This window comes from Riemerella anatipestifer (assembly GCF_009932355.1).
In the GTDB taxonomy this organism is placed as follows: domain Bacteria; phylum Bacteroidota; class Bacteroidia; order Flavobacteriales; family Weeksellaceae; genus Riemerella; species Riemerella anatipestifer_E.
In genome coordinates this window covers 16,163-37,036 of the sequence record NZ_LEKU01000017.1, presented here as the reverse complement: position 1 = coordinate 37,036, position 20,874 = coordinate 16,163, and the positions used below count along the sequence as shown (strand labels likewise).

At 33.6% G+C, this 20,874-nt stretch carries 22 protein-coding genes; 13 read left to right on the top strand and 9 right to left on the bottom strand.

The genetic code is table 11. The features are described 5' to 3' along the window. Positions 1 to 52 precede the first annotated feature (52 nt). Positions 53 to 1,978, bottom strand: coding sequence for a threonine--tRNA ligase (gene thrS / locus GXW81_RS07065; RefSeq protein WP_161531761.1), 1,926 nt, complete (start codon positions 1,976 to 1,978; stop codon positions 53 to 55). A 358-nt stretch (positions 1,979 to 2,336) separates the two neighbouring features. Here thrS and GXW81_RS07060 point away from each other — a divergent pair, with 358 nt between their 5' ends. The 13 genes from GXW81_RS07060 (at position 2,337) to ggt (ending at position 13,395) form a co-directional block, all read left to right on the top strand. Further along, the gene (locus GXW81_RS07060) at positions 2,337 to 3,752 is read left to right on the top strand and encodes an anthranilate synthase component I family protein (RefSeq protein ID WP_161531760.1); all 1,416 of its coding nucleotides are present in this window, start codon (positions 2,337 to 2,339) and stop codon (positions 3,750 to 3,752) included. 19 nt (positions 3,753 to 3,771) lie between these two features. After that, on the top strand, positions 3,772 to 4,344 hold the full coding sequence (locus tag GXW81_RS07055; protein ID WP_161531759.1) for an aminodeoxychorismate/anthranilate synthase component II: 573 nt from the start codon (positions 3,772 to 3,774) through the stop codon (positions 4,342 to 4,344). A gap of 23 nt (positions 4,345 to 4,367) precedes the next feature. After that, positions 4,368 to 5,354 carry an anthranilate phosphoribosyltransferase gene (gene trpD / locus GXW81_RS07050; RefSeq protein ID WP_161531758.1) on the top strand — a complete coding sequence of 329 codons (987 nt, stop codon included), beginning with the start codon at positions 4,368 to 4,370 and terminating at the stop codon, positions 5,352 to 5,354. Next, a complete protein-coding gene (locus GXW81_RS07045; protein WP_161531757.1) occupies positions 5,354 to 5,932 on the top strand; it encodes a DNA-3-methyladenine glycosylase I in 579 nt (192 codons plus the stop codon). The genes trpD and GXW81_RS07045 overlap by 1 nt, the downstream gene beginning before the upstream one ends. Further along, entirely contained in the window at positions 5,933 to 6,709 is a 777-nt protein-coding gene (trpC, locus tag GXW81_RS07040; protein WP_161531756.1) for an indole-3-glycerol phosphate synthase TrpC, read from the top strand. 3 nt (positions 6,710 to 6,712) lie between these two features. Further along, positions 6,713 to 7,351, top strand: a complete 639-nt coding sequence (locus GXW81_RS07035; protein WP_161531755.1) for a phosphoribosylanthranilate isomerase — start codon at positions 6,713 to 6,715, stop codon at positions 7,349 to 7,351. A gap of 12 nt (positions 7,352 to 7,363) precedes the next feature. Then, positions 7,364 to 8,548 carry a tryptophan synthase subunit beta gene (gene trpB, locus GXW81_RS07030; RefSeq protein WP_161531754.1) on the top strand — a complete coding sequence of 395 codons (1,185 nt, stop codon included), beginning with the start codon at positions 7,364 to 7,366 and terminating at the stop codon, positions 8,546 to 8,548. A 313-nt stretch (positions 8,549 to 8,861) separates the two neighbouring features. Beyond that, positions 8,862 to 9,596, top strand: a complete 735-nt coding sequence (trpA, locus tag GXW81_RS07020) for a tryptophan synthase subunit alpha (RefSeq protein ID WP_161531753.1) — start codon at positions 8,862 to 8,864, stop codon at positions 9,594 to 9,596. 68 nt (positions 9,597 to 9,664) lie between these two features. Continuing rightward, positions 9,665 to 10,204 carry a hypothetical protein gene (locus GXW81_RS07015; protein WP_161531752.1) on the top strand — a complete coding sequence of 180 codons (540 nt, stop codon included), beginning with the start codon at positions 9,665 to 9,667 and terminating at the stop codon, positions 10,202 to 10,204. A gap of 53 nt (positions 10,205 to 10,257) precedes the next feature. Continuing rightward, positions 10,258 to 10,950 (top strand): DUF6624 domain-containing protein, encoded by a 693-nt coding sequence (locus GXW81_RS07010; RefSeq protein ID WP_161531751.1) that lies wholly within the window; start codon positions 10,258 to 10,260, stop codon positions 10,948 to 10,950. Between the two features lie 105 nt (positions 10,951 to 11,055). Further along, complete coding sequence (locus GXW81_RS07005) at positions 11,056 to 11,232, top strand: hypothetical protein (RefSeq protein WP_161531750.1); 177 nt, start codon at positions 11,056 to 11,058, stop codon at positions 11,230 to 11,232. 2 nt (positions 11,233 to 11,234) lie between these two features. Then, positions 11,235 to 11,585: a hypothetical protein gene (locus GXW81_RS07000; protein WP_161531749.1), complete on the top strand. Its 351-nt coding sequence runs from the start codon at positions 11,235 to 11,237 to the stop codon at positions 11,583 to 11,585. A 121-nt stretch (positions 11,586 to 11,706) separates the two neighbouring features. Beyond that, the gene (gene ggt, locus GXW81_RS06995) at positions 11,707 to 13,395 is read left to right on the top strand and encodes a gamma-glutamyltransferase (protein WP_161531748.1); all 1,689 of its coding nucleotides are present in this window, start codon (positions 11,707 to 11,709) and stop codon (positions 13,393 to 13,395) included. 164 nt (positions 13,396 to 13,559) lie between these two features. On the opposite strand, the gene GXW81_RS06990 is transcribed toward ggt, so the two are convergent. From GXW81_RS06990 to groL, 8 genes are all read right to left on the bottom strand, one after another. Beyond that, the gene (locus GXW81_RS06990; RefSeq protein WP_161531747.1) at positions 13,560 to 14,330 is read right to left on the bottom strand and encodes a hypothetical protein; all 771 of its coding nucleotides are present in this window, start codon (positions 14,328 to 14,330) and stop codon (positions 13,560 to 13,562) included. Continuing rightward, positions 14,330 to 14,938 (bottom strand): hypothetical protein, encoded by a 609-nt coding sequence (locus GXW81_RS06985; RefSeq protein ID WP_161531746.1) that lies wholly within the window; start codon positions 14,936 to 14,938, stop codon positions 14,330 to 14,332. The genes GXW81_RS06990 and GXW81_RS06985 overlap by 1 nt, the downstream gene beginning before the upstream one ends. Before the next feature lie 7 nt (positions 14,939 to 14,945). Next, on the bottom strand, positions 14,946 to 16,049 hold the full coding sequence (locus GXW81_RS06980; RefSeq protein ID WP_161531745.1) for a glycosyltransferase family 4 protein: 1,104 nt from the start codon (positions 16,047 to 16,049) through the stop codon (positions 14,946 to 14,948). After that, the gene (locus GXW81_RS06975; RefSeq protein WP_161531744.1) at positions 16,049 to 16,420 is read right to left on the bottom strand and encodes a hypothetical protein; all 372 of its coding nucleotides are present in this window, start codon (positions 16,418 to 16,420) and stop codon (positions 16,049 to 16,051) included. Before GXW81_RS06975 ends, GXW81_RS06980 begins: the two co-directional genes overlap by 1 nt. Then, entirely contained in the window at positions 16,421 to 17,341 is a 921-nt protein-coding gene (locus GXW81_RS06970) for a hypothetical protein (protein ID WP_161531743.1), read from the bottom strand. It abuts the gene before it with no gap. Positions 17,342 to 17,344: 3 nt separating this feature from the next. Next, entirely contained in the window at positions 17,345 to 18,490 is a 1,146-nt protein-coding gene (locus tag GXW81_RS06965) for a glycosyltransferase family 4 protein (RefSeq protein WP_161531742.1), read from the bottom strand. An 11-nt stretch (positions 18,491 to 18,501) separates the two neighbouring features. Next, complete coding sequence (locus GXW81_RS06960) at positions 18,502 to 19,056, bottom strand: LemA family protein (RefSeq protein WP_161531741.1); 555 nt, start codon at positions 19,054 to 19,056, stop codon at positions 18,502 to 18,504. A gap of 161 nt (positions 19,057 to 19,217) precedes the next feature. After that, entirely contained in the window at positions 19,218 to 20,846 is a 1,629-nt protein-coding gene (gene groL, locus GXW81_RS06955; protein WP_161531740.1) for a chaperonin GroEL, read from the bottom strand. Between the last annotated feature and the right edge of the window lie 28 nt (positions 20,847 to 20,874).

Here is a 20,874-nt window from a genome sequence, read left to right as displayed (position 1 = left end):
CTGTTAATTTTTTTTCTAATTGCTATGGCTTTATATTTTTAATTGTTAAACCTTACTTTATAATCTTTGCTTCATTTTTAAAGTATTCCACAAAGCTCTCTATACTCATTTCTCCTAAATCTCCTTCTCCTCTTTTTCTTACAGATACCGTTTGGTTTCCTGCTTCATTCTCTCCTACAATGAGCATAAATGGTATTTTTTTCATTTCTGCATCACGGATTTTTTTACCCGTTTTTTCATTTCTCTCATCTACCAGTCCGCAAATATCGTGATTTTCTAATAATTGTGAAACTTTTTTAGCGTAATCTGTATATTTTTCACTGATTGGAAGTAGTATATATTGGTCTGGATTTAACCAAAGTGGGAAATCACCTGCTGTATTTTCAATTAAAATAGCAATAAATCTTTCCATAGAACCAAAAGGTGCACGGTGAATCATGATAGGACGATGTCTCTCGTTATCACTACCTACATAGGTTAAATCAAATCTTTCAGGAAGGTTATAATCTACCTGTATGGTTCCGAGCTGCCAACTTCTACCCAAAGCATCTTTAACCATAAAATCTAATTTAGGCCCATAAAATGCAGCCTCACCATATTCTACAACAGTATTGAGTCCCTTGTTCTTAGCAGCCGTAATAATCGCAGATTCTGCTTTCTCCCAGTTTTCTTCAGAGCCGATATATTTAGCTCTGTTCTCTTTATCTCTTAATGACACCTGTGCTATAAAGTCTTCAAATCCTAAAGATTTAAACACATAGAGTACCAAATCTATTACTTTTTCAAACTCCTCTAATAGTTGGTCTGGTGTACAGAATAAATGGGCATCATCTTGAGTAAATCCTCTTACTCTAGTAAGTCCGTGTAATTCACCACTTTGCTCATAACGATATACTGTACCGAACTCTGCATACCTTTTAGGTAAATCTTTATAAGACCACTGCTGTGCTTTATAAACTTCGCAGTGATGCGGACAGTTCATTGGCTTTAATAAAAACTCCTCTCCTACATGCGGCGTTTTTATTGGTTGGAAGCTATCTGCTCCGTATTTTTCGTAATGTCCAGATGTTTTGTACAATTCTATGTTTCCGATATGTGGAGTCATTACAAATTCGTAACCGCCTTTTCTTTGTGCTTCTGAAAGGAAGCTTTCTAATTTTTTTCTAAGGGCAGCTCCTTTAGGTAACCATAAAGGTAACCCTGCACCTACCTTTTCAGAAAAAGTAAATAAGCCTAGCTCTTTTCCTAATTTTCTATGGTCTCTACGCTTAGCCTCTTCTAGTCTTTCTAGGTATTCTTTAAGGTCTTTTTGTTTAGGGAAAGATATTCCGTAAACTCTCGTTAATTGTGGATTTTTCTCATCACCACGCCAATAGGCTCCTGCAGCGTTAAGTATCTTAACTGCTTTGACAATCCCCGTAGAAGGTATATGCCCACCTCTACATAAATCTGTAAAATCGTCGTGAGAACAGAAAGTAATTTCTCCATCATTAAGATTTTCTATCAATTCTGTTTTATATGGGTTGTCAGCATATTCTTTCAAAGCCTCTGCTTTGGAGATAGCATAAAGTTTAAAGGTAGAGTCTTTCTTGGCATTTTCTAGCATCTTTTGCTCTATCTTTTCAAAATCTTTTTCAGATAATGTTTCGTTTCCAAAATCTACATCATAGTAAAAGCCATTTTCTATGGCAGGTCCAATGGTAAGTTTAGCCTCTGGATAATACGCCAATATTGCCTGTGCCAAAAGGTGAGCAGAAGAATGCCAAAAAGCCTTCTTTCCCATATCATCATTCCATGTAAGAAGTTGTACCGTAGCATCTTCGGTTATTGGGGTGGTTACTTCCACTTGTTTATTATTTACCATGGCCGAAATGGTATTTCTAGCCAACCCTTCACTAATAGATTTTGCTACTTCTAAAGGAGTTACTACTCCTTCAAATTCTCTGATACTTCCGTCAGGGAGTGTGATTTTTACCATTATTTTAATATATTTTTATAAATAAAACACAAAGTTACAAAAAGTTTTTTACCGTAGAAACATATTATTTTAAATTTATGGTAGTCATCAATAAAATTAAAAGTACATCAAATCAATTTTAACTTGGATAAAATAAATTTCAGATTTAACATTGTCTTTTAATAAAAAAATATTACATTTGCTGGGTGAAAACAAATAGTGTAATACAAAAGTGGTGGTGTCAAACTCTTAAGCAGGGTCTGAACTTCTATCGTATTTAGCTTTTTGGGTGAGAAAACAAATTTAAGGGTAGTAACAAACAATAAAGACTTCTGCGGATTATCGTAGGAGTTTTTTATTTTAAATAGATTTAATAAAGATGATTAGCATTAAAACAGAATCCAAGTCCCTTATGGGGGATCTACATACTCCAATGGGAGTTTATCTAAAACTTCGTGATGCATATAGAGATACTATTCTTTTGGAAAGTACAGAACATAACGCAGATAACGGTAGCTATTCTTTTATAGGCGTAAATGCGATTGCTGGTATAGAGGTAAATAATTATGAAAGTTATGAAATTAAATTCCCAAACCAGCCACCACAAAAATTAAACTTTCAAGAAGGTGTTCTTCTAACTGATGTACTCCAAAGTTTTGCAGAAAATTTCAAATGTGAAGAGGTAGAAAGTGCTATTGATAAGGTAGCTCAAGGGTTTTTCGGTTATACGAGTTACGAGGCTATTCCTTTTTTTGAATCTATTCAGTTTAAACCTCAAAACAAAGAAACGGAAATCCCAATTCTTAGATATAGATTTTACCAATATATCATTGCTTTTAATCACACCAATGATGAAATGAGAATTATAGAGAATAAGATAGAGGGATTAAATTCGGAAATATCTTATTTAGAAGATATTATCAATCATAAATCCATAGCAATATATCCGTTTGAAAGCGTAGAACAAGAAACTTCTAACCTTGAAGATGCAAAATTTTTAGAAATGGTAAAACAAGCTCAAAAACACGCTTTTAGAGGAGACACTTTCCAAATGGTGCTTAGCCGAAGGTTTCAGCAAAAATACAGAGGTGATGAGTTTCAAGTATATAGAGCTTTAAGAAATATCAATCCTTCGCCATATCTATTTTTCTTTGATTATGGTGATTATAAATTGATGGGTTCTAGTCCTGAAAGTCAGTTGATTATCAAAAATAAAAAAGCCATTATTCACCCTATCGCGGGTACTTTTAAAAGAACGGGAAATATTCAGGAAGATTTAGCGGCGGCAAAAGACTTAAAAGCCGACCCAAAAGAAAATGCAGAACATACGATGTTGGTAGATTTGGCTCGAAATGACCTTAGTAAATTAGGGAAAAATGTTAGTGTTTCTAAACTAAAGGAAATCCAGTTTTTTTCATCAGTGATACATATGGTAAGCGAAGTAACTGCCGAATTAAGCGACAATATCAATCCATACGAAATGACAGCGACTACCTTTCCACAGGGTACATTGAGTGGTGCTCCTAAATACAAAGCTATGGAACTTATTGATTTGTACGAGCCTACTTCGAGAGGATATTATGGCGGTTGTATTGGCTTTGTAGGATTTGATGGAACTTGCAACCAAGCGATTATGATTAGAACTTTTTTAGCCAAGAATAATCATCTTTATTATCAAGCAGGAGCGGGAGTTGTAGCAAAATCTTCCCCAGAAAGCGAACTACAAGAAGTTAATAACAAACTAAATGCTTTGAAAAAAGCCATTAAAAAAGCAGAAACTCTAAATAGAGCTTAAAAATTTAAACACAAAGAAAATGAAAATATTGGTATTTGATAATTATGATAGTTTTACCTATAATTTAGTTCAAATGATAGAGCAAATTACAGGTAATGAGGTAGATGTTTTTAGAAATGATAAAATTCCGTTAGAAGATATAGAGCAATATGATAAAATAATATTGTCCCCAGGGCCTGGTATTCCCAGCGAGGCAGGACGATTGTTAGAAGTGATTAAAACTTATGCACCTACCAAATCTATTTTGGGAGTTTGTCTTGGGCAACAAGCTATTGCAGAGGCTTTTGGAGGAAGCTTGGTTAATTTAGATAAAATTTATCACGGTGTAGCGACATCAGCCGAAATTATAAAGCCAGATGCCCTTCTGTTTCAAAATATGCCGAAAAATATAGAAATAGGCAGGTATCATTCTTGGGCTGTAAATCTTGAGGATTTTCCTTCGGAATTAGAAATAACGGCCGTTGATGAGGAGGGTATGATTATGGCACTTCAGCACAAAACTTACGATGTACACGCCGTTCAGTTTCATCCTGAGAGTATTTTAACACCTTTAGGAAGAACGATTTTAACTAATTTTCTAAATGCTTCATAGGAGCTATTTGTAAAAAATAAATTATGAAACAAATATTAAACTATCTATTTAATCATCAGACGCTTAGCAAATCGGAGGCAAAGTCTGTTATGATAGAATTAGCTCAAAATAAATTTAATGAGACCGAAGCCACGGCTTTTATAAGTGTTTTTATGATGAGAGCCATCACTTTAGAAGAGTTGATGGGTTTTAGAGAAGCCTTGCTCAATCTGGCTACTCCAGTAGATTTAGGAACTCAAGACTTAGTGGATATTGTAGGCACAGGAGGCGATGGCAAAAATACCTTTAACATTTCTACCTTAGCCTCTTTTATCGTTGCAGGAGCTGGACAAAAAGTGGCGAAACATGGTAATTATGGAGTTTCTTCGGTAAGTGGTTCGTCTAATGTGTTGGAACTTTTAGGATACCAATTTAAAAATAATTCAGAAGGACTAAAATCAGATTTAGAAAAAGGGAATATCTGTTTTCTTCACGCGCCGTTGTTTCATCCCGCTTTAAAATCGGTAGCACCACTTAGAAAAGCGTTGGGACTTAGGACTTTCTTCAATTTATTAGGGCCTTTAGTTAATCCTGTTCAGCCTAAATACAGTATGATAGGCGTTTACAATTTGGAGATAGCAAGGCTTTATCAATATCTATTACAAAGGGAAAATGCCGAATTTATGCTTGTCCACGCCTTAGATGGCTATGATGAAATCAGCCTTACTCAAGATACCAAAATTTTTGATAAAAACGGAGAGTACATCTATTCCGCCGAAGAATTAGGGTTTAAAAATATTTCAGAAGACCATATTTACGGCGGTAAGACTAAAGAAGAAGCGGCTGCTATTTTTCTTAATATATTAGACGGCAAAGGCACTCCAGAGCAAAATGCGGTGGTTTTAGCCAATGCGGCAATGGCACTCTATAACACCCAAAAATACGGTAATTATCAAAATTGTTTTGAATTAGCGAAAAAAAGTCTATTGGAAGGAAAAGCTAAAGATTGCCTAAATAAAATAACCACCTAATGGAACTAAAAAATAAAGAACGATGTGGCTGGGTAACCAATGATGAAATTTACATCAATTACCACGATACAGAATGGGGCGAGCCTGTTTTTGAAGATGAAAAACTCTTTGAAATGCTTTTGTTAGAAGGATTTCAAGCGGGATTGAGTTGGATAACTATTTTGAAAAAAAGAGAAAATTTCAGACAAGCCTTTGATGATTTTGACTACACCAAAATCGCCACCTACAACCAAGCTAAACTTGAAGAATTACTCTGCAACACAGGGATTATCCGTAACAGATTAAAGATAGAATCTTCGGTTAAAAATGCTAAGGCATTTATAAAAGCTAGAGAAGAGTTTGGTTCTTTTTCCCAGTATATATGGCGTTTTGTAGAGCATCAACCAATTAGAAATGAGTTTAAAAACCTATCAGAAGTACCTGTCTCCACACCTCTATCGGATAAAATATCCAAAGACTTAAAAAAGCGAGGGTTTAAATTCGTAGGGACTACCATTATTTATGCCTTTATGCAAGCCATCGGTATGGTAAACGACCATGTGCAAACTTGTTACAAACACCCTAAAAACTTAAATTAAATGACCATTTTAGATAAAATAGTAGATTGTAAACTGGACGAAATCCAACAAGCCAAAAAGCAAACATCGTTAGAAAAACTCAAGGATACTCCGTTTTTTCACCAGCCTACACGAGGTTTTATTGAGAGTTTAAAGTCCAATCCATACGGGATTATAGCCGAGTTTAAAAGGAAATCGCCCTCCAAAAATAACATCAACATAGAAGCTAAAATCCAAGAGGTTTTACCGCTATATAAGGAATACGGAGCAGCTTGTGTTTCTGTATTGACGGATACGCCTTTCTTCGGAGGAAGTTTATCTGATTTGGAGGAAGCTAATATTTACGATATACCTTTGCTAAGGAAAGATTTTATTGTAAATGATTATCAAATTTATCAAGCCAAAGCCCATGGTGCCGACTGTATTTTGCTTATAGCTAATATTCTATCTAAATCCCAAATTGAAGACCTTACAGATACGGCACACCACTTGGGATTAGATGTGTTATTGGAATTTTATAGTGGCGAAGATTTTGATAAATATTATTCCAAATTAAAAATGGTAGGCATTAACAATCGGAACCTCAATACTTTTGAAGTGGATTACGAACACGCCATTAGAATGCGAAACCAATTGCCTGAAGGGACTTTAAGCGTTGCTGAAAGTGCCATTTATAGTCCTGAAATTTATAAAAAACTAAAAAACAATGGCTTTGATGCTTTCTTGATGGGCGAATATTTTATGAAACAAAACCATGTTGGAATGGCTTTACAATCTTTTATTGAAGAAATAAAATAAAAAATGAAACCAGCACCTAAAATAAAAGTTTGTGGACTTACCGATTTGAATCAAATTCGGGAAATTATAGATTTAGAAATCGATTATCTCGGTTTTATATTTTATGAAAAATCACCAAGATATGTATTGAATTATTTAACACCAAAGGAAATTGCTTCGCTAAATCACAAGCAAAAAGTGGGCGTTTTCGTAAATGAAACCATCGAAAAAATAGTGCAAATCGTTACGGAAGCTCAACTTAATTTGGTGCAACTGCACGGCGATGAAACCTCTGATTTTATTCGTGATTTAAAGAGTAAACTTCCACAAGAAATCCAAATTATAAAAGCGATACGGGTGGGTGAAACCGTTCCTGATATTTCGGAATTTTCAGAACCATCTGAAATAGATTTTTTACTTTTTGACACGGATAGCAAAACCTTTGGCGGAACAGGTAAACGATTTGATTGGCAACTATTAAACGAATTAAACCTTACAAAACCTTATTTTTTAAGCGGTGGTATTTCTAACGAGAACATTGGCAAAATCTCAATTATTAAACAAAAACCAATCGCTTTAGACCTCAATAGTAAATTTGAAATTTCCGCAGGCAACAAAGATGTAGCACTTATTAAAAATTTTAAATTAAGTTTGTATCAATAGAAATAGATTAAAATGAATTATCAAAATCCAGATAAAGAAGGGTATTACGGTGAATTTGGCGGTGCTTTTATTGCCGAAATGCTCTACCCTAATGTTAAAGAACTACAAGATAAATACTTGGAAATCATTTATTCGGAAGATTTTCAAAAGGAGTTTAAAGATTTATTAAAAAACTATGTAGGGAGAGAAACTCCATTGTATTTTGCACCCAATTTGAGCCGACAATATGGCACTAAAATCTACCTTAAAAGAGAAGATTTAAACCATACGGGAGCCCATAAAATCAATAATGCTTTAGGACAAGCGCTTTTAGCAAAAAAGTTGGGCAAACAGCGTATCATAGCCGAAACAGGTGCTGGACAGCACGGTGTTGCCACTGCGACAGCGTGTGCTTTGCTTGGTTTAGAGTGTATTGTCTATATGGGCGAAATAGATATTGCCCGACAAGCTCCTAATGTGGCCAGAATGAAAATGTTGGGGGCCAAAGTCGTTCCAGCAACCTCGGGTTCTAAAACTTTAAAAGACGCTGTAAACGAGGCTTTAAGAGATTGGATAAATAATCCTACAACCACCCACTATATCATAGGTAGCGTGGTTGGTCCTCACCCTTTCCCCGATTTGGTGGCAAGGTTTCAATCAGTTATTTCAGAGGAAATTAAAGTCCAATTACAAGAACAGGAAGGCAGAGATTATCCCGACCACCTCATTGCGTGTGTGGGCGGCGGTAGTAATGCCGCAGGAACTTTTTATCATTTTGTGAATAATGATAAAGTCAATATCATTGCGGCAGAAGCTGGTGGTTTGGGCGTTCATTCTGGAGAAACTGCTGCAACAACGGCTTTGGGGAGCATTGGCGTTTTGCACGGCAGTCAGAGTTTGGTTATTCAGACCAAAGACGGACAAGTGATTGAGCCCTACTCTATTTCTGCAGGGTTAGATTACCCAGGGATTGGACCAATGCACGCCAATCTTTACCAACAAAAACGAGCCGAATTTTTAAGCATTAACGATGATGAAGCTCTAAAATCTGCATTCAATCTGACTAAAACAGAAGGTATTATTCCAGCGTTAGAAAGTGCCCATGCCTTAGCGGTTTTGGATAAAAAGAAGTTTGGAAAAGAAGATATCGTTGTCATCTGCCTAAGCGGTAGAGGCGATAAGGATATGAAAACTTATTTAAGCTATCTAAATGTTTAATCTATGAAAAGTAATATTATCCATATTGTAGTAAGAATAGTTATTCTAATTTTATCTTAGATTTTAGCCCTTCCTATGGCTTATTCTTATTTAGATTACACGGCTCCTGACCGGCGTTGTGGCACAGCCGACTTAGGACTTATTTTTTTTCTTATTATTTTGTTTTCATTCCTATGGTTTGTTGCAATGATTATAGAAGCTATCATACTAAATAAGAAAAAGAAAATAATGAAGAGAAATATCAATCTTATTATAATTGGTTGTTTAGTCTTATTTTTTATAATTTGTACTCTTTTACCTTAAAATACTCTAAATGAAAAAATTAAATATATACTTTACAGCAGGTATTCCTCAGCTGGAAGATACTGCGGAAATCATTAAAATAATTCAAGAAGCTGGGGCTGATATGATGGAGATTGGTATGCCTTATAGCGACCCCGTTGCCGATGGCGAGGTTATACAACAAGCTCACATTAAAGCCTTAGAAAACGGAATGTCAATAGAGAAACTCTTTGAACAATTGGCAAAAATTAAGGGTGAAATTCATATTCCAATCATCTTGATGGGTTATATTAACCCTGTGCTTTCTTATGGCTTTGAGAAGTTTTGTCAGAAATGCCAAGAAACAGGCGTTAATGGGCTGATTATCCCTGACCTCCCTCCTATTGAGTTTGAAAAAAAATACCAAACCATTCTCAAAAAGTTTAATCTAAATTTTACTTTTTTGGTAACACCAGAAACATCTGACGAGCGAATTTTGTATTTGGATAGTCTAAGCTCTGGATTTTTGTATGCGGTGAGTTCTTCGTCCACAACGGGCAACCAGTCCAAAACATTGAAAAACGAAGATTACCTTAACCGATTAGCCTCATTACCGCTGAAAAACCCACTAATGATAGGCTTTGGGATTAAAAATAAAACCGACTTTACCACAGTTACCGAACAAGCCGATGGCGGTATTATAGGCACTGCTTTTGTGAAAATTATTTTAGAAGAACCGGATTGGAAAGAAAAAACTAAACATTTTATACAAAGTATTAAATCTTAGTGTTTTGCTATTTTTGTGTAACCCAAAGTACAATTACAAAAAACGATGTAGAAATAAATGACTAAACAATGAACTTATACACAAAATATTTAGAAAAACTAAAAACAGAAAACATTTTGGTGGATATTTATACCGATAATTATGATGAATCTGATTATGGTTTTATAATTGACTTTAATGATGACTTTTTGTTAATTGAAAAATTTGATAAAGAATGTAATTATGATGGTTTAACGATTCTTTTAAGGCATAATATTACACGAATAAGATGGTCAGGAAATGATCTTGAAAGTGTTGCAAAACTTATAGACTCAACCCAAAGGGTAAAAAGTAAAGTAAATATAAATTTAGAATCAATTCAGACAATTTTAGAAAGCGTCAACCGACTCTATAATCATCTAACGGTTCATATCCAAGATATTAACAGTAGCGTTTGTTTCATAGGAGAAATTCACGAAATGGATAACAGCTCGGTTGTGATTCACGAATTTGGAACGATGTCTTCATTGGATAGAAAGTTTATACTTTTGTCACTTAGTGATATTACAAGAGTTGATGTGAACGGTCAATATGAAAGTAATCTAAAGAAATTATTTAGAAAAAGCTAGTATATATAATTCAAAAAGTATTTATTGTATACCAAAAATTCCACATAAATAGTATGAAACTTTTTTCAATAATTCTAACTTTACTATTATTAACTTCTTGCTTTGTAACACCAAAGCAAAAAGAAAATCTTAAAAATGAACTATCTCTAATTTTAAAGTCCGACCAAGAATTAAGGGAACTTTTTACACCTGATTTGAAACCTGAAAGGAAAAATGAAATCTTAAAGTCCTATAATATTTCTGAAGATAAATTTCAAAAATTAGGTTGGAATTTAACCACAAAAAATGATAGCGTAAACTTAATCAAAATTGAAAAAATAATAAAGAAATATGGCTATCCAGGAAAAAAACTTGTGGGGGAAAAATTAAATACTGCGGCTTGGTATGTAATTCAACATTCAAAACTACCTGTAATTGAGAAATATTATCCATTAATGATAAAAGCAAGTGAAAATGGAGATTTAGGAAAACAACATATTGCGATGATGAAAGACAGAATGCTAATGTATCAAGGAAAAGAACAAATTTACGGAACTCAAGGTGCAGGAAGACTGTTTATAAATCCTGAAACTAAAAAAGAAGAGTGGGTAAATTTTATTTGGCCAATTAAAAATCCTGAAAATGTTAATGAATTAAGAAAATCAATGAATATAAAAACATCTATAGAAGATTACGCTAAATCTATGGGAATAGACTATTCTAAAAAATATACATTAGATGAAATAGAAAAACTTACAAAAAAATAAAGGTGTAACAGCTAATATAATTTTTGTAAAAGGTAGCCATTTTTATTCCGAAAAAATATTTTACTTCCACTAATTTGTTTAATTTAGCGGTTGAAACCCAACTAAATGTTACTTCCTAAAAATTTTATTGAAGTTTATCCTGATGATTGGGGTATGATACAAAAAAATCATAACAAACATCTTCGAAAATCAAAAGATGGGAAAAATATTCCAATACCTGAACCTAGACAATATTTGAAGAATGCACTAAATATTTACGTTAAAAAAATAAAAATTAAGTAGCAATGACAAAATCAACCCAAATTAAAGAGATTCAAAAAAGGCTTCCTGAAAATATTTATATCGTAGACGAAACTAACTTTGATTTTACTGAAGACGAATTTGTCAGCATTTTGTCTTGGATAAAATATTTTAACAATCACTATGAAAATAAAGGTAAAACTGAACATCCAGATATTTTATTTCCAATCATTTCAAAAAGATTGAGATTGGATTTTGGACTTTATTGTTTCCCAAGTGATATTGAAGGCGAAAAAGGGAAACACAATATTTATCTTTCAACTAATGGAAAACTTTTAACGGGGAAAGTTGAAAAACAATCTGTGAAAAAAATAATTGCGACTTGGCAACTTTAATAAAAGAAACGTAGTGTAGCATAGTATTTACAAAACTAATTTGTTTAATTTGACGTCATTAAACTCATAACAAAATGATTTGATAGAGCTAAAAAGCTCCCCATAAATATTCAATTAACATATGAAAAAGATAAAATTTGTAGTATTTACATTATGGTCTGTGGTAATTTCTGCCCAATTTACGGATTATGATATAGTAAAAGAAGTTAAAACTCACAATAAAAGTGTGGTGGTCTCAGCTCACCCTCTTGCCAGTGAAGCAGGTGCTTTAGTATTAAGAAAAGGCGGTAATGCTTTTGATGCTGCTATTGCTACACAGTATGCTTTGGCTGTGGTTTATCCTCAGGCAGGTAATATCGGTGGTGGTGGTTTTTTGGTAGCGGTAAAATCTAACGGAGAAAAAATAGCCATAGACTTTAGAGAAACGGCACCTGCCAAGGCACATAGAGATATGTATTTGGATAAAAAAGGTGTTGCTAGTACAGATTTATCACAAAACGGACGACTAGCTGTAGGAATACCAGGCTCGGTAGCAGGATTTTATGAAACTCTAAAATACGCTTCTCTCCCAATGGAGGTACTGATACAACCTGCCATAGATTTAGCGGAAAAAGGCTTTGCTATCACGGAAAAAGAAGCCAATCTACTTAATGAATGCCAAAAAGATTTTGTAAAACATAATAAGAACTCCATTGTTTTTGTAAAAGAGCAACCTTGGAAGGCAGGAGATGTATTGGTACAAAAAGACTTAGCAGAAACACTTAAGAGAATACAAAAATTTGGTAAAAAAGGCTTTTATGAAGGTAAAACGGCTCAACTGATAGTTGAGGAAATGAAGAGAGGTAACGGCATTATTAGTTTAGAAGATTTAAAGAATTATCAAGTTAAAAACCGTAAGCCTTTAACTTTTGATTACAAAGGACACCAAGTAGTTTCCATGCCCTTACCGTCAAGCGGTGGAATATTGTTGGCTCAGATGTTGAAAATGTCGGCTTATGAAAATCTTGCTCAATATCAATATGCCTCTCCAGAAGCGGTTCAGATTATGGTAGAAGCAGAACGCCGTGCCTATGCAGACAGAGCAGAATATATGGGCGACCCCGATTTTATTGAAGATAAAACAGAAATGCTACTTTCAGATACCTATCTTAAGAAGCGTTGGGCATCGTTTAATATGTCTAAAGCAACGCCTAGTGCAGAGGTTGGGAATATTGTTAATCCTAATCAAGAAAGTACACAAACAACACATATATCTATTTTAGATAAAGAAGGGAATGCGGTTTCTGTCACTACAACGCTTAATGGGTATTATGGTAGCAAAGTAGTAGTTTCTAGTGCTGGTTTCTTTTTAAATAATGAAATGGACGATTTCTCTATCAAACCTGGAGTTCCTAACTTATTTGGAGCAGTAGGCGGAGAAGCTAATGCTATTAAAGCTGGTAAAAGAATGCTGTCTTCTATGACGCCAAGTATTTTATTAAAAGATAATAAACCTGTAATGGTGGTAGGAACGCCTGGTGGAACTACGATACCTACTTCTGTATTTCAAGCTATTGTAAATGTTGTAGATTTTAAGTTAAGTCCAAATTTAGCGATTAACTTGCCGAAGTTCCATCATCAATGGCTACCAGAAAACATCGCAGTTGAAAAGGATTTCTCTAAAGCTACGATAAAATCTTTAGAACAAAAAGGCTATACCTTTAAAGAACGAGGAAGTATTGGTAAAACAGAAATTGTTCTGAAAGATGAAAACGGTAATATCACTGCCGTAGCCGATAGCAGAGGCGACGATGCCGTAGCTGTGGAGTAAATATATCACTAAAAAATAAAAAATGTACTTAACAACAGATTGGTATAAGTACATTTTTTATTTTTAGTATTTGTTGTAATGAGTGTATATAAAATCATTCAATAGAACAATATTAGAGTGCTTTTACTTTATTACCTAAAAGCCGCTTCCTTAGAAACTGATTATCATAACTCCCTTGGAAAAGGAACGAAGATTGTTTTATTATGAAATTTATTTAGCATCTTTACAGCATTATATCCTGTACCCGAAAAAATTTTGTTTGCTTTCTCTAGCATTTCTAAAGGAGGTTGCTGCATTTTAAACACTACCGAGTTATTCATCAATAAATTATCTTCTAATATTGCAGTAAAAATAATAATTTGTTCTGATGTATACATTCTTGCCATTTGATACAAATATTCTACCTCCTGTAGTGGCTGACTATGTATAATAATCGAATATGAGGACTTAGGAACATTAAGACTCGTTTGTTTTAAATTCTGATATTTAATTTCTATCTCAGTGATAGTTTTGCAACTATAATTTTCTATATCAATACCAGATTCAGTTAAAAAAACTTCATTATAAATGTGATTAGAAGGATATTTTTTAAAATATTCATTTGAAAGTATTCTTGCTAATAATACCTTTTTCCCTTTAAACAACGATAAACAACTACCTAATTCACCAAAAAAACCTTCAGGAAATACATCTACAATTACTTCAGAAATAGGAAAACGATATAGAATTTTTTTAAACTCAATCTCAAATTGTAATGCATTACAAAAAGTACTTCTTGGTAATTTTACCACCGTCCAGTCCTTTTCCCAAAAATATCCAAATTGGGACTGTGTAACTATAATACAGTCTTTAGCTGAAATACTCTGCTGGCCAATAAAATCGGACACCCTTTTCAGATGTCCAAGTCCAGTTCCATAAGCATAAATAAGGTACATTATTTAGTTCTACAAAAATATTCTAAAATTATAAAAAGACGTTGATCCATAGGTATTTCCTCAACACCAAGCACTCCCAACACATACTGATTATTCGTAGGGCTTATGATATAAGATTCCTTCTCATTTACATTTACTTTTCCGTCTTTTATAGTAACAGTAGCTATTTTATGCTCATTTTTACTAATTTCTATACTCCCATTTCTGTTTTTTATTTCGAATGGATTAGTACTTTCTTCATTATCCGAAATTTTTATTTTATCAGGATATATCTTTACTTTCCACAAGAGCTTAGACTCAGCATTTCTCAACTTAAAACCATCATCTTTTAGTTTTACCTCATAGGTAAAAGCTCCATTACTATAGTATTTTTTCTTATCTCCTTTCGCTTTGGACTCGTAAATTTTATCCGCAATTTGGATTTTTGAGTCCTCCAAATTAAATGCTCCTATAAGCTTTCCAGAAAAATCTTTAATTTGCATTGATGCATCTATTACTTTAGCAGAAGAGCTTGTAATCTCTGATGTATTTTTAGACTGAGTAGCCTCCTTATTACAAGAAACTATTACAAACAATGCCGTAAAAAGAGTTAAAAAAATGTTTTTCATGATAATTTTATTTTAAGTGTTTTATATAGTTATTGATTTCGTCTTCTTCTCTATACAAGTTTTTAATTTTTTCATGTAGATTCTTCTGAATAGCTTCTATCTCACCCGACATAACAAGCTCCTCATAGCGAAAAAAGGCATCAATGAGGCTATTCTTTACTAAAGGATTAAATAAAATTCCAGAGATAGAATCTTCAATAATATCTGGAATACCTCCGACATTTGATGCTATAACTAATTTTCCACATGCTGCTGCTTCCAATAAAACATTAGGCATTCCATCATAAAATGAAGGAATACAAATAATATCAGAAGAGTGATATAGCAGTTTCATTTCCATACTACTAACAAAAGGATAGCTCTTCACATCAAAGGATAGCTCAGACAGTTTATCTTCTATTTCTTTTGGAATATCCCCTACTAAACGAACTTCGTAATTATTCTTATTTTTGAAGTTTTCAAAATTTTCAAGAAACTGGAGTGTCCCCTTTTTAGGTTTTAATTGTCCTGTAATAGTGATAATTTTCTTCCCTCCGTTTGATGAAAAGTTTTCTAGACTTTCCTTTTCTAAAGAATGTAGTTTCCACTCATCCACATTAATACCATTTGGCGTATAACAAACTTCTACTTTAGGGAAAATTTTTTCTATTTTTCTACATTTTTCCTGCGTTACTGAAAAAACCTTCGCAGAATTTTCAAGTGCATAAAATAGAACATTTCGTCTTTTAGAAAAGATAAACTCATCAAAATCATTTCCTCTGATACAAGTGTAAAGTGGCTTTTCAAAATACTGAGCAACTATTGGCGACCACATTAGCGGTAGATAACCACCAAATGCCATTACAATATCAAAAGAAAAGTTTGATATATGACTTTCAAGAAAAGTTTGAGCTAAATTTAATGTATATTCTTCAGAAGGATATATTGCTAAAGATGCATAATTTCCGTTAATCTCTGTTCTTATCTCAAAATTATATTTCCTATTGATAAAATGTAATACATGAACTGTAACTCCGCTCTTGCGAAGATTCCTCACTATTCTTTTACAAGAGTTAGCCATTCCTCCTTTAGAAGGAATATAATTTTGAGTAATAAGTAGAACTTTCTTCATTAACTCTCAAATGACGATGAACTATTTGTAGAATCATTAGAACCAGCAAATATTACTGTATCAAAAAGACTATCATATTGATCTGCCATAGCAACTAAATAAGGATACTCTTCATGAAACCGAGTGTTCATTTTTTTTCGCCAAATAGCACGATCAGAGGAGTAAAGCTCTATTTGTGAGGTTATCCTAGGGTCTAATACAGCCTTGCAAGTAAGGCAAAGTTCATTTAGAGCTGAGCTTAATTTATGTTGAAAAACATGGTTTTTACAAACCTTTTTTCCACAATTACTACAAGTACACATTGCACCATTTGTACAAGTATCTACTAAAAAAAGACCTATTTTTTCTTGACAAGTTATATCTTTTTCCATTTAAATTGTATTTCTTAGGGTAAAACATCCATAACAAATATTCAGTAAATTCATTACCTCTAACGTAAAGTAATCTACTGAAAACAACTGAATAGAGTTATACATATATGGTGAATAGTCCTCAGGCTTTTCTTCTCTAATATCAAATTTCCTTTTAGCTTTCAGATAGTAAAAATTATCATCTTCTTCTATTTTTAAATCATAAGAGTCCACATCAGGCTTTAAGATATAAAGTGATTTAGGTATTTTCATTTTCAAAATAAAAGGATAAGTGGTTTTATATTTATTCTTCACTTTTCGCTTTCCGCTTATTCCTCTTTTATTTATAACACGGTTTCTCAGAACTTCTATAAAACTAAAGTTAGCCTCTGCTCCATCTTTTAATTGACAAGTACCGTTACAAATCTCTCTTTCGTAAAACTTCTCTACTCCAGATATAAAACCTTGAGTTTTAAAATTAGCATCGTTAGAGCTTTTAAAAAATTCTGAAGACATAGTTTTCTTTACATTCGCTCTTAGAGAAATAACTCCTGTTTCTGGCATTTCTTCTTCCATTAAAGTAAAAAGTGCAGTAAAATAGCTAGCAAAAAAATCGTATCCATCAGCATATTTTTTATTAAAGTTTCTTCTGTATATATAATTCAAAATACCCCCTAAAACAAGTAGGACAAATAGTGCTAGGGTAAAAATTTTAGGAGCAAGGATAGTTATTAAAATAAATATCCCTAATAGAATTCCCCACATAATTGCGGTCTTTTTCTTTCTTGCCTTAAGAGCCTCTTCTCTTTGTAGTACACAAAGCCTGAAAAAACGTATCCATTTAATTGGTGTTTTTTTTGAGCTAAACCCTCTCAAAAGATGAGCCTGCTCTATTGGAGCCATATTTTCTGAGGATAGAAGAATATTTGAATTTTCTAACATTTTTTATGATAATAGATTTCTATATACTTTTTTTAATTCTTCATTATGATGCTGCCAAGTGAAGTTATTTTGATAACGCTCATATGCATACTCTGCCTTTTCTTTGGCTAAATTTTGATTATCTAATACGAAACGAATACATCTACTTAAATCCATCTCGTCTTCAGGCCAAAAGTAGTAAGCATAATCTCCCACCAATTCTTTAACCACAGGTACTTCTGACGAAATAAGAGGCGTTTTACAAGCTATAGTTTCTAGAACTTTTATCGGACAACATCCTTGGGTAATATTTCTAAGTCCAAATTTCAAAGGGGAAACCGAGGCTTTTGCACCTCTCACAATATGATGTAATGTAGCTTTATCTAGCTCATTGTAAAACACCAATCGTTCAGAAACACCAATATTTTCTGCTAATTTTATAAAATTCTTATTGGCTTTTTCTTTAACTGATGAGCAAATAACCAGCGAAAGATCTTCATAATCTCTTAAATAATGTAGAGATTTTATTAGTACATCTAGGCCTTGCCAAGGTTGCAATGCTCCAAAATACAAAATATAATTTTTCGGAAGAGAGATATTAAATTGAGGCAGACCTTCAGCAACATCACCACCGTTAGGAATTACTGTAATTTTATTTTCGGGAATACTAAACTCTTCTATAAGATAATCTTTAGTAATACTAGAAGGTGTTACTATATGTTGACAGCTTTGTAGACAAAGAGTTTCTAACTTTCTAATTTCCTCTAAGAGTTTGGGAGTGAGCAGAGGATATTTTTCAGGAAGCTCTATGGAAGTAAGAGCATTAACTTCAAAAATAGTTTTTAGTTTTGGACGATTTATCATTCCCAAACCTGACCAAATATCCCGAAACTGTGCCACTCCTTCCGCAGCAACAGTTTCCATACAAGCAAATATCTTCTCAGAAAAAAGAGTTGCTTTTCTTAAGTAATTTCCTGTACTATCATCAAAATAAAACGGATGTACTTTTACATTTTCTGGCAAACAATTATGTTCTGCTCCTGAAAGACAAAACAAATCTACTTGTTTAGAAACTTCTGAAAGAGCAATACATGTATTCTGAATATGAGTAGATGCTCCCTTGCTTGTAGGAAAGGCATCAAAACAAGCATAGAAAACTTTTTCACTCATATCTTATCTTATTAAAAGCTAACTTTTACAGACTCACGCTCTGCTTTATTCTCAATTTCAAAAAACTCGGATTTGCTAAACTTAAACATATTAGCAATGATATTAGACGGAAAAGATTCTACGGCAATATTATTTTCCTTTACCATACCATTATAGTACCTTCTTGCCATTTCTATATCATCTTCCATACTATTAAGATCCTGCTGTAGTGTAATAAAGTTAGTATTGGCCTTTAAGTCTGGGTAATTCTCTGCAACAGCAAAAAGATTCATCATAGCATTCTGCATTGTTTTTTCTGCTTTGATTTGTTCTGTTGGAGAACTAGCGGATGTAGATAGCTGACGAGCCTCAATTACTTTTTGGAGTGTACCACTTTCATGTAAAGCGTAACCTTTTACAGTTTCTACAAGATTGGGAATAAGATCATTTCTCTTTTTTAAGAAAACATCTACAGAACTCCACGCCTCCTGCACATTAGCTCTTTTTCTTACAAGCCCATTATAAATAGAGATAACTACAAAAACCACTAAAACTACAACCACTAAAACTACTAATAATACTGTCATAATATACTATTATTTAAACATGCTCTACAAATCTAAACATAATTTTTCAAAAAAAATCATTTAACACAGGTAATTTTAATACTTATGAATTAATAACTATTATAAAAAAGAAAAACCGCCTAAAAAAGCGGTTTTTTATTTTACTTATATTTGTAATGAAATTACATCATACCTGGCATTCCACCTCCCATTGGCAGCATTGCAGATTCTTCTTTAGGTAATTCTGTAATTACACACTCAGTAGTTAATAGCATACCAGCCACAGAAGCTGCATTTTCTAATGCTACTCTAGTAACTTTAGTAGGGTCTATAATCCCTGCTTCTAACATATTAACATACTCGTCTGTTTTAGCATTGTATCCAAAATCTCCTTTACCTTCTGAAACTTTAGCCACCACTACAGAACCTTCGCCACCTGCATTGGCTACGATTTGTCTCAATGGCTCTTCTATAGCTCTTTTAACTATTTTAATACCTGTGTTTTCATCTTGGTTAGCACCGCTAAGATTATCAAGAGAAGCAATGCTTCTTACCAAAGCTACACCTCCACCAGCTACGATACCTTCTTCTACTGCCGCTCTAGTAGCGTGTAATGCGTCATCTACTCTATCCTTCTTCTCCTTCATTTCTACTTCAGAAGCTGCACCTACATAAAGAACAGCTACACCACCAGCCAATTTAGCCAATCTTTCTTGTAGTTTTTCTCTATCGTAGTCAGAAGTAGTGCTTTCCATTTGAGCTTTGATTTGATTTACTCTAGCTTTAATTTGAGCTTCTTCTCCAGCACCATTTACTACCGTAGTATTGTCTTTATCTATAACTACTTTTTCTGCTCTACCTAGCATATCAATAGTTACATTATCCATAGTAAAGCCTCTTTCTTCAGAAACTACTTGTCCACCCGTTAAGATAGCAATATCCTCTAACATTGCCTTTCTTCTATCCCCAAATCCTGGAGCTTTTACTGCAGCAATTTTTAAAGAACCTCTTAGTTTATTAACCACTAATGTTGCCAATGCTTCACCTTCTACCTCTTCTGAAATGATAAGCAAAGCTTTACCTTGCTGAGCTACTGGCTCTAAAACAGGCAATAATTCCTTCATAGAAGAAATTTTCTTCTCTACTAAAAGAATATACGGATTGTCTAACTCCGCTACCATTTTGTCTGGATTTGTAACGAAATAAGGCGACTGATAACCTCTGTCAAACTGCATACCTTCTACCACATCTACCGTAGTATCTGTACCTTTAGCCTCCTCAACAGTAATTACACCTTCTTTACCTACTTTACCAAAAGCTTCAGCAATAAGGCTACCTATTGCATCATCGTTATTTGCAGAAATAGAAGCTACTTGCTTAATCTTTTCAGAAGAATCCCCTACCGCTTGAGATTGAGATTTTAAGTTTTCTATTACAGTAGAAACTGCCTTATCAATCCCTCTTTTTAAATCCATAGGATTAGCTCCAGCAGCCACATTTTTAAGACCTTCTCTTACGATAGCTTGTGCTAGTACAGTAGCTGTAGTGGTACCATCTCCTGCCAAATCGTTGGTTTTAGAAGCTACCTCTTTTACCATTTGAGCTCCCATATTCTCTACTTTGTCCTCTAGCTCTATCTCTTTAGCCACAGAAACACCGTCTTTAGTTACATGCGGAGCACCGAAAGACTTTTCTATAACCACATTTCTACCTTTAGGTCCTAAAGTTACTTTAACTGCATTTGCTAATGCATCTACACCTCTTTTAAGTGCGTCTCTTGATTCTATATCAAATTTAATATCTTTTGCCATTTTTATATTTAATTAAATTATTGTTATG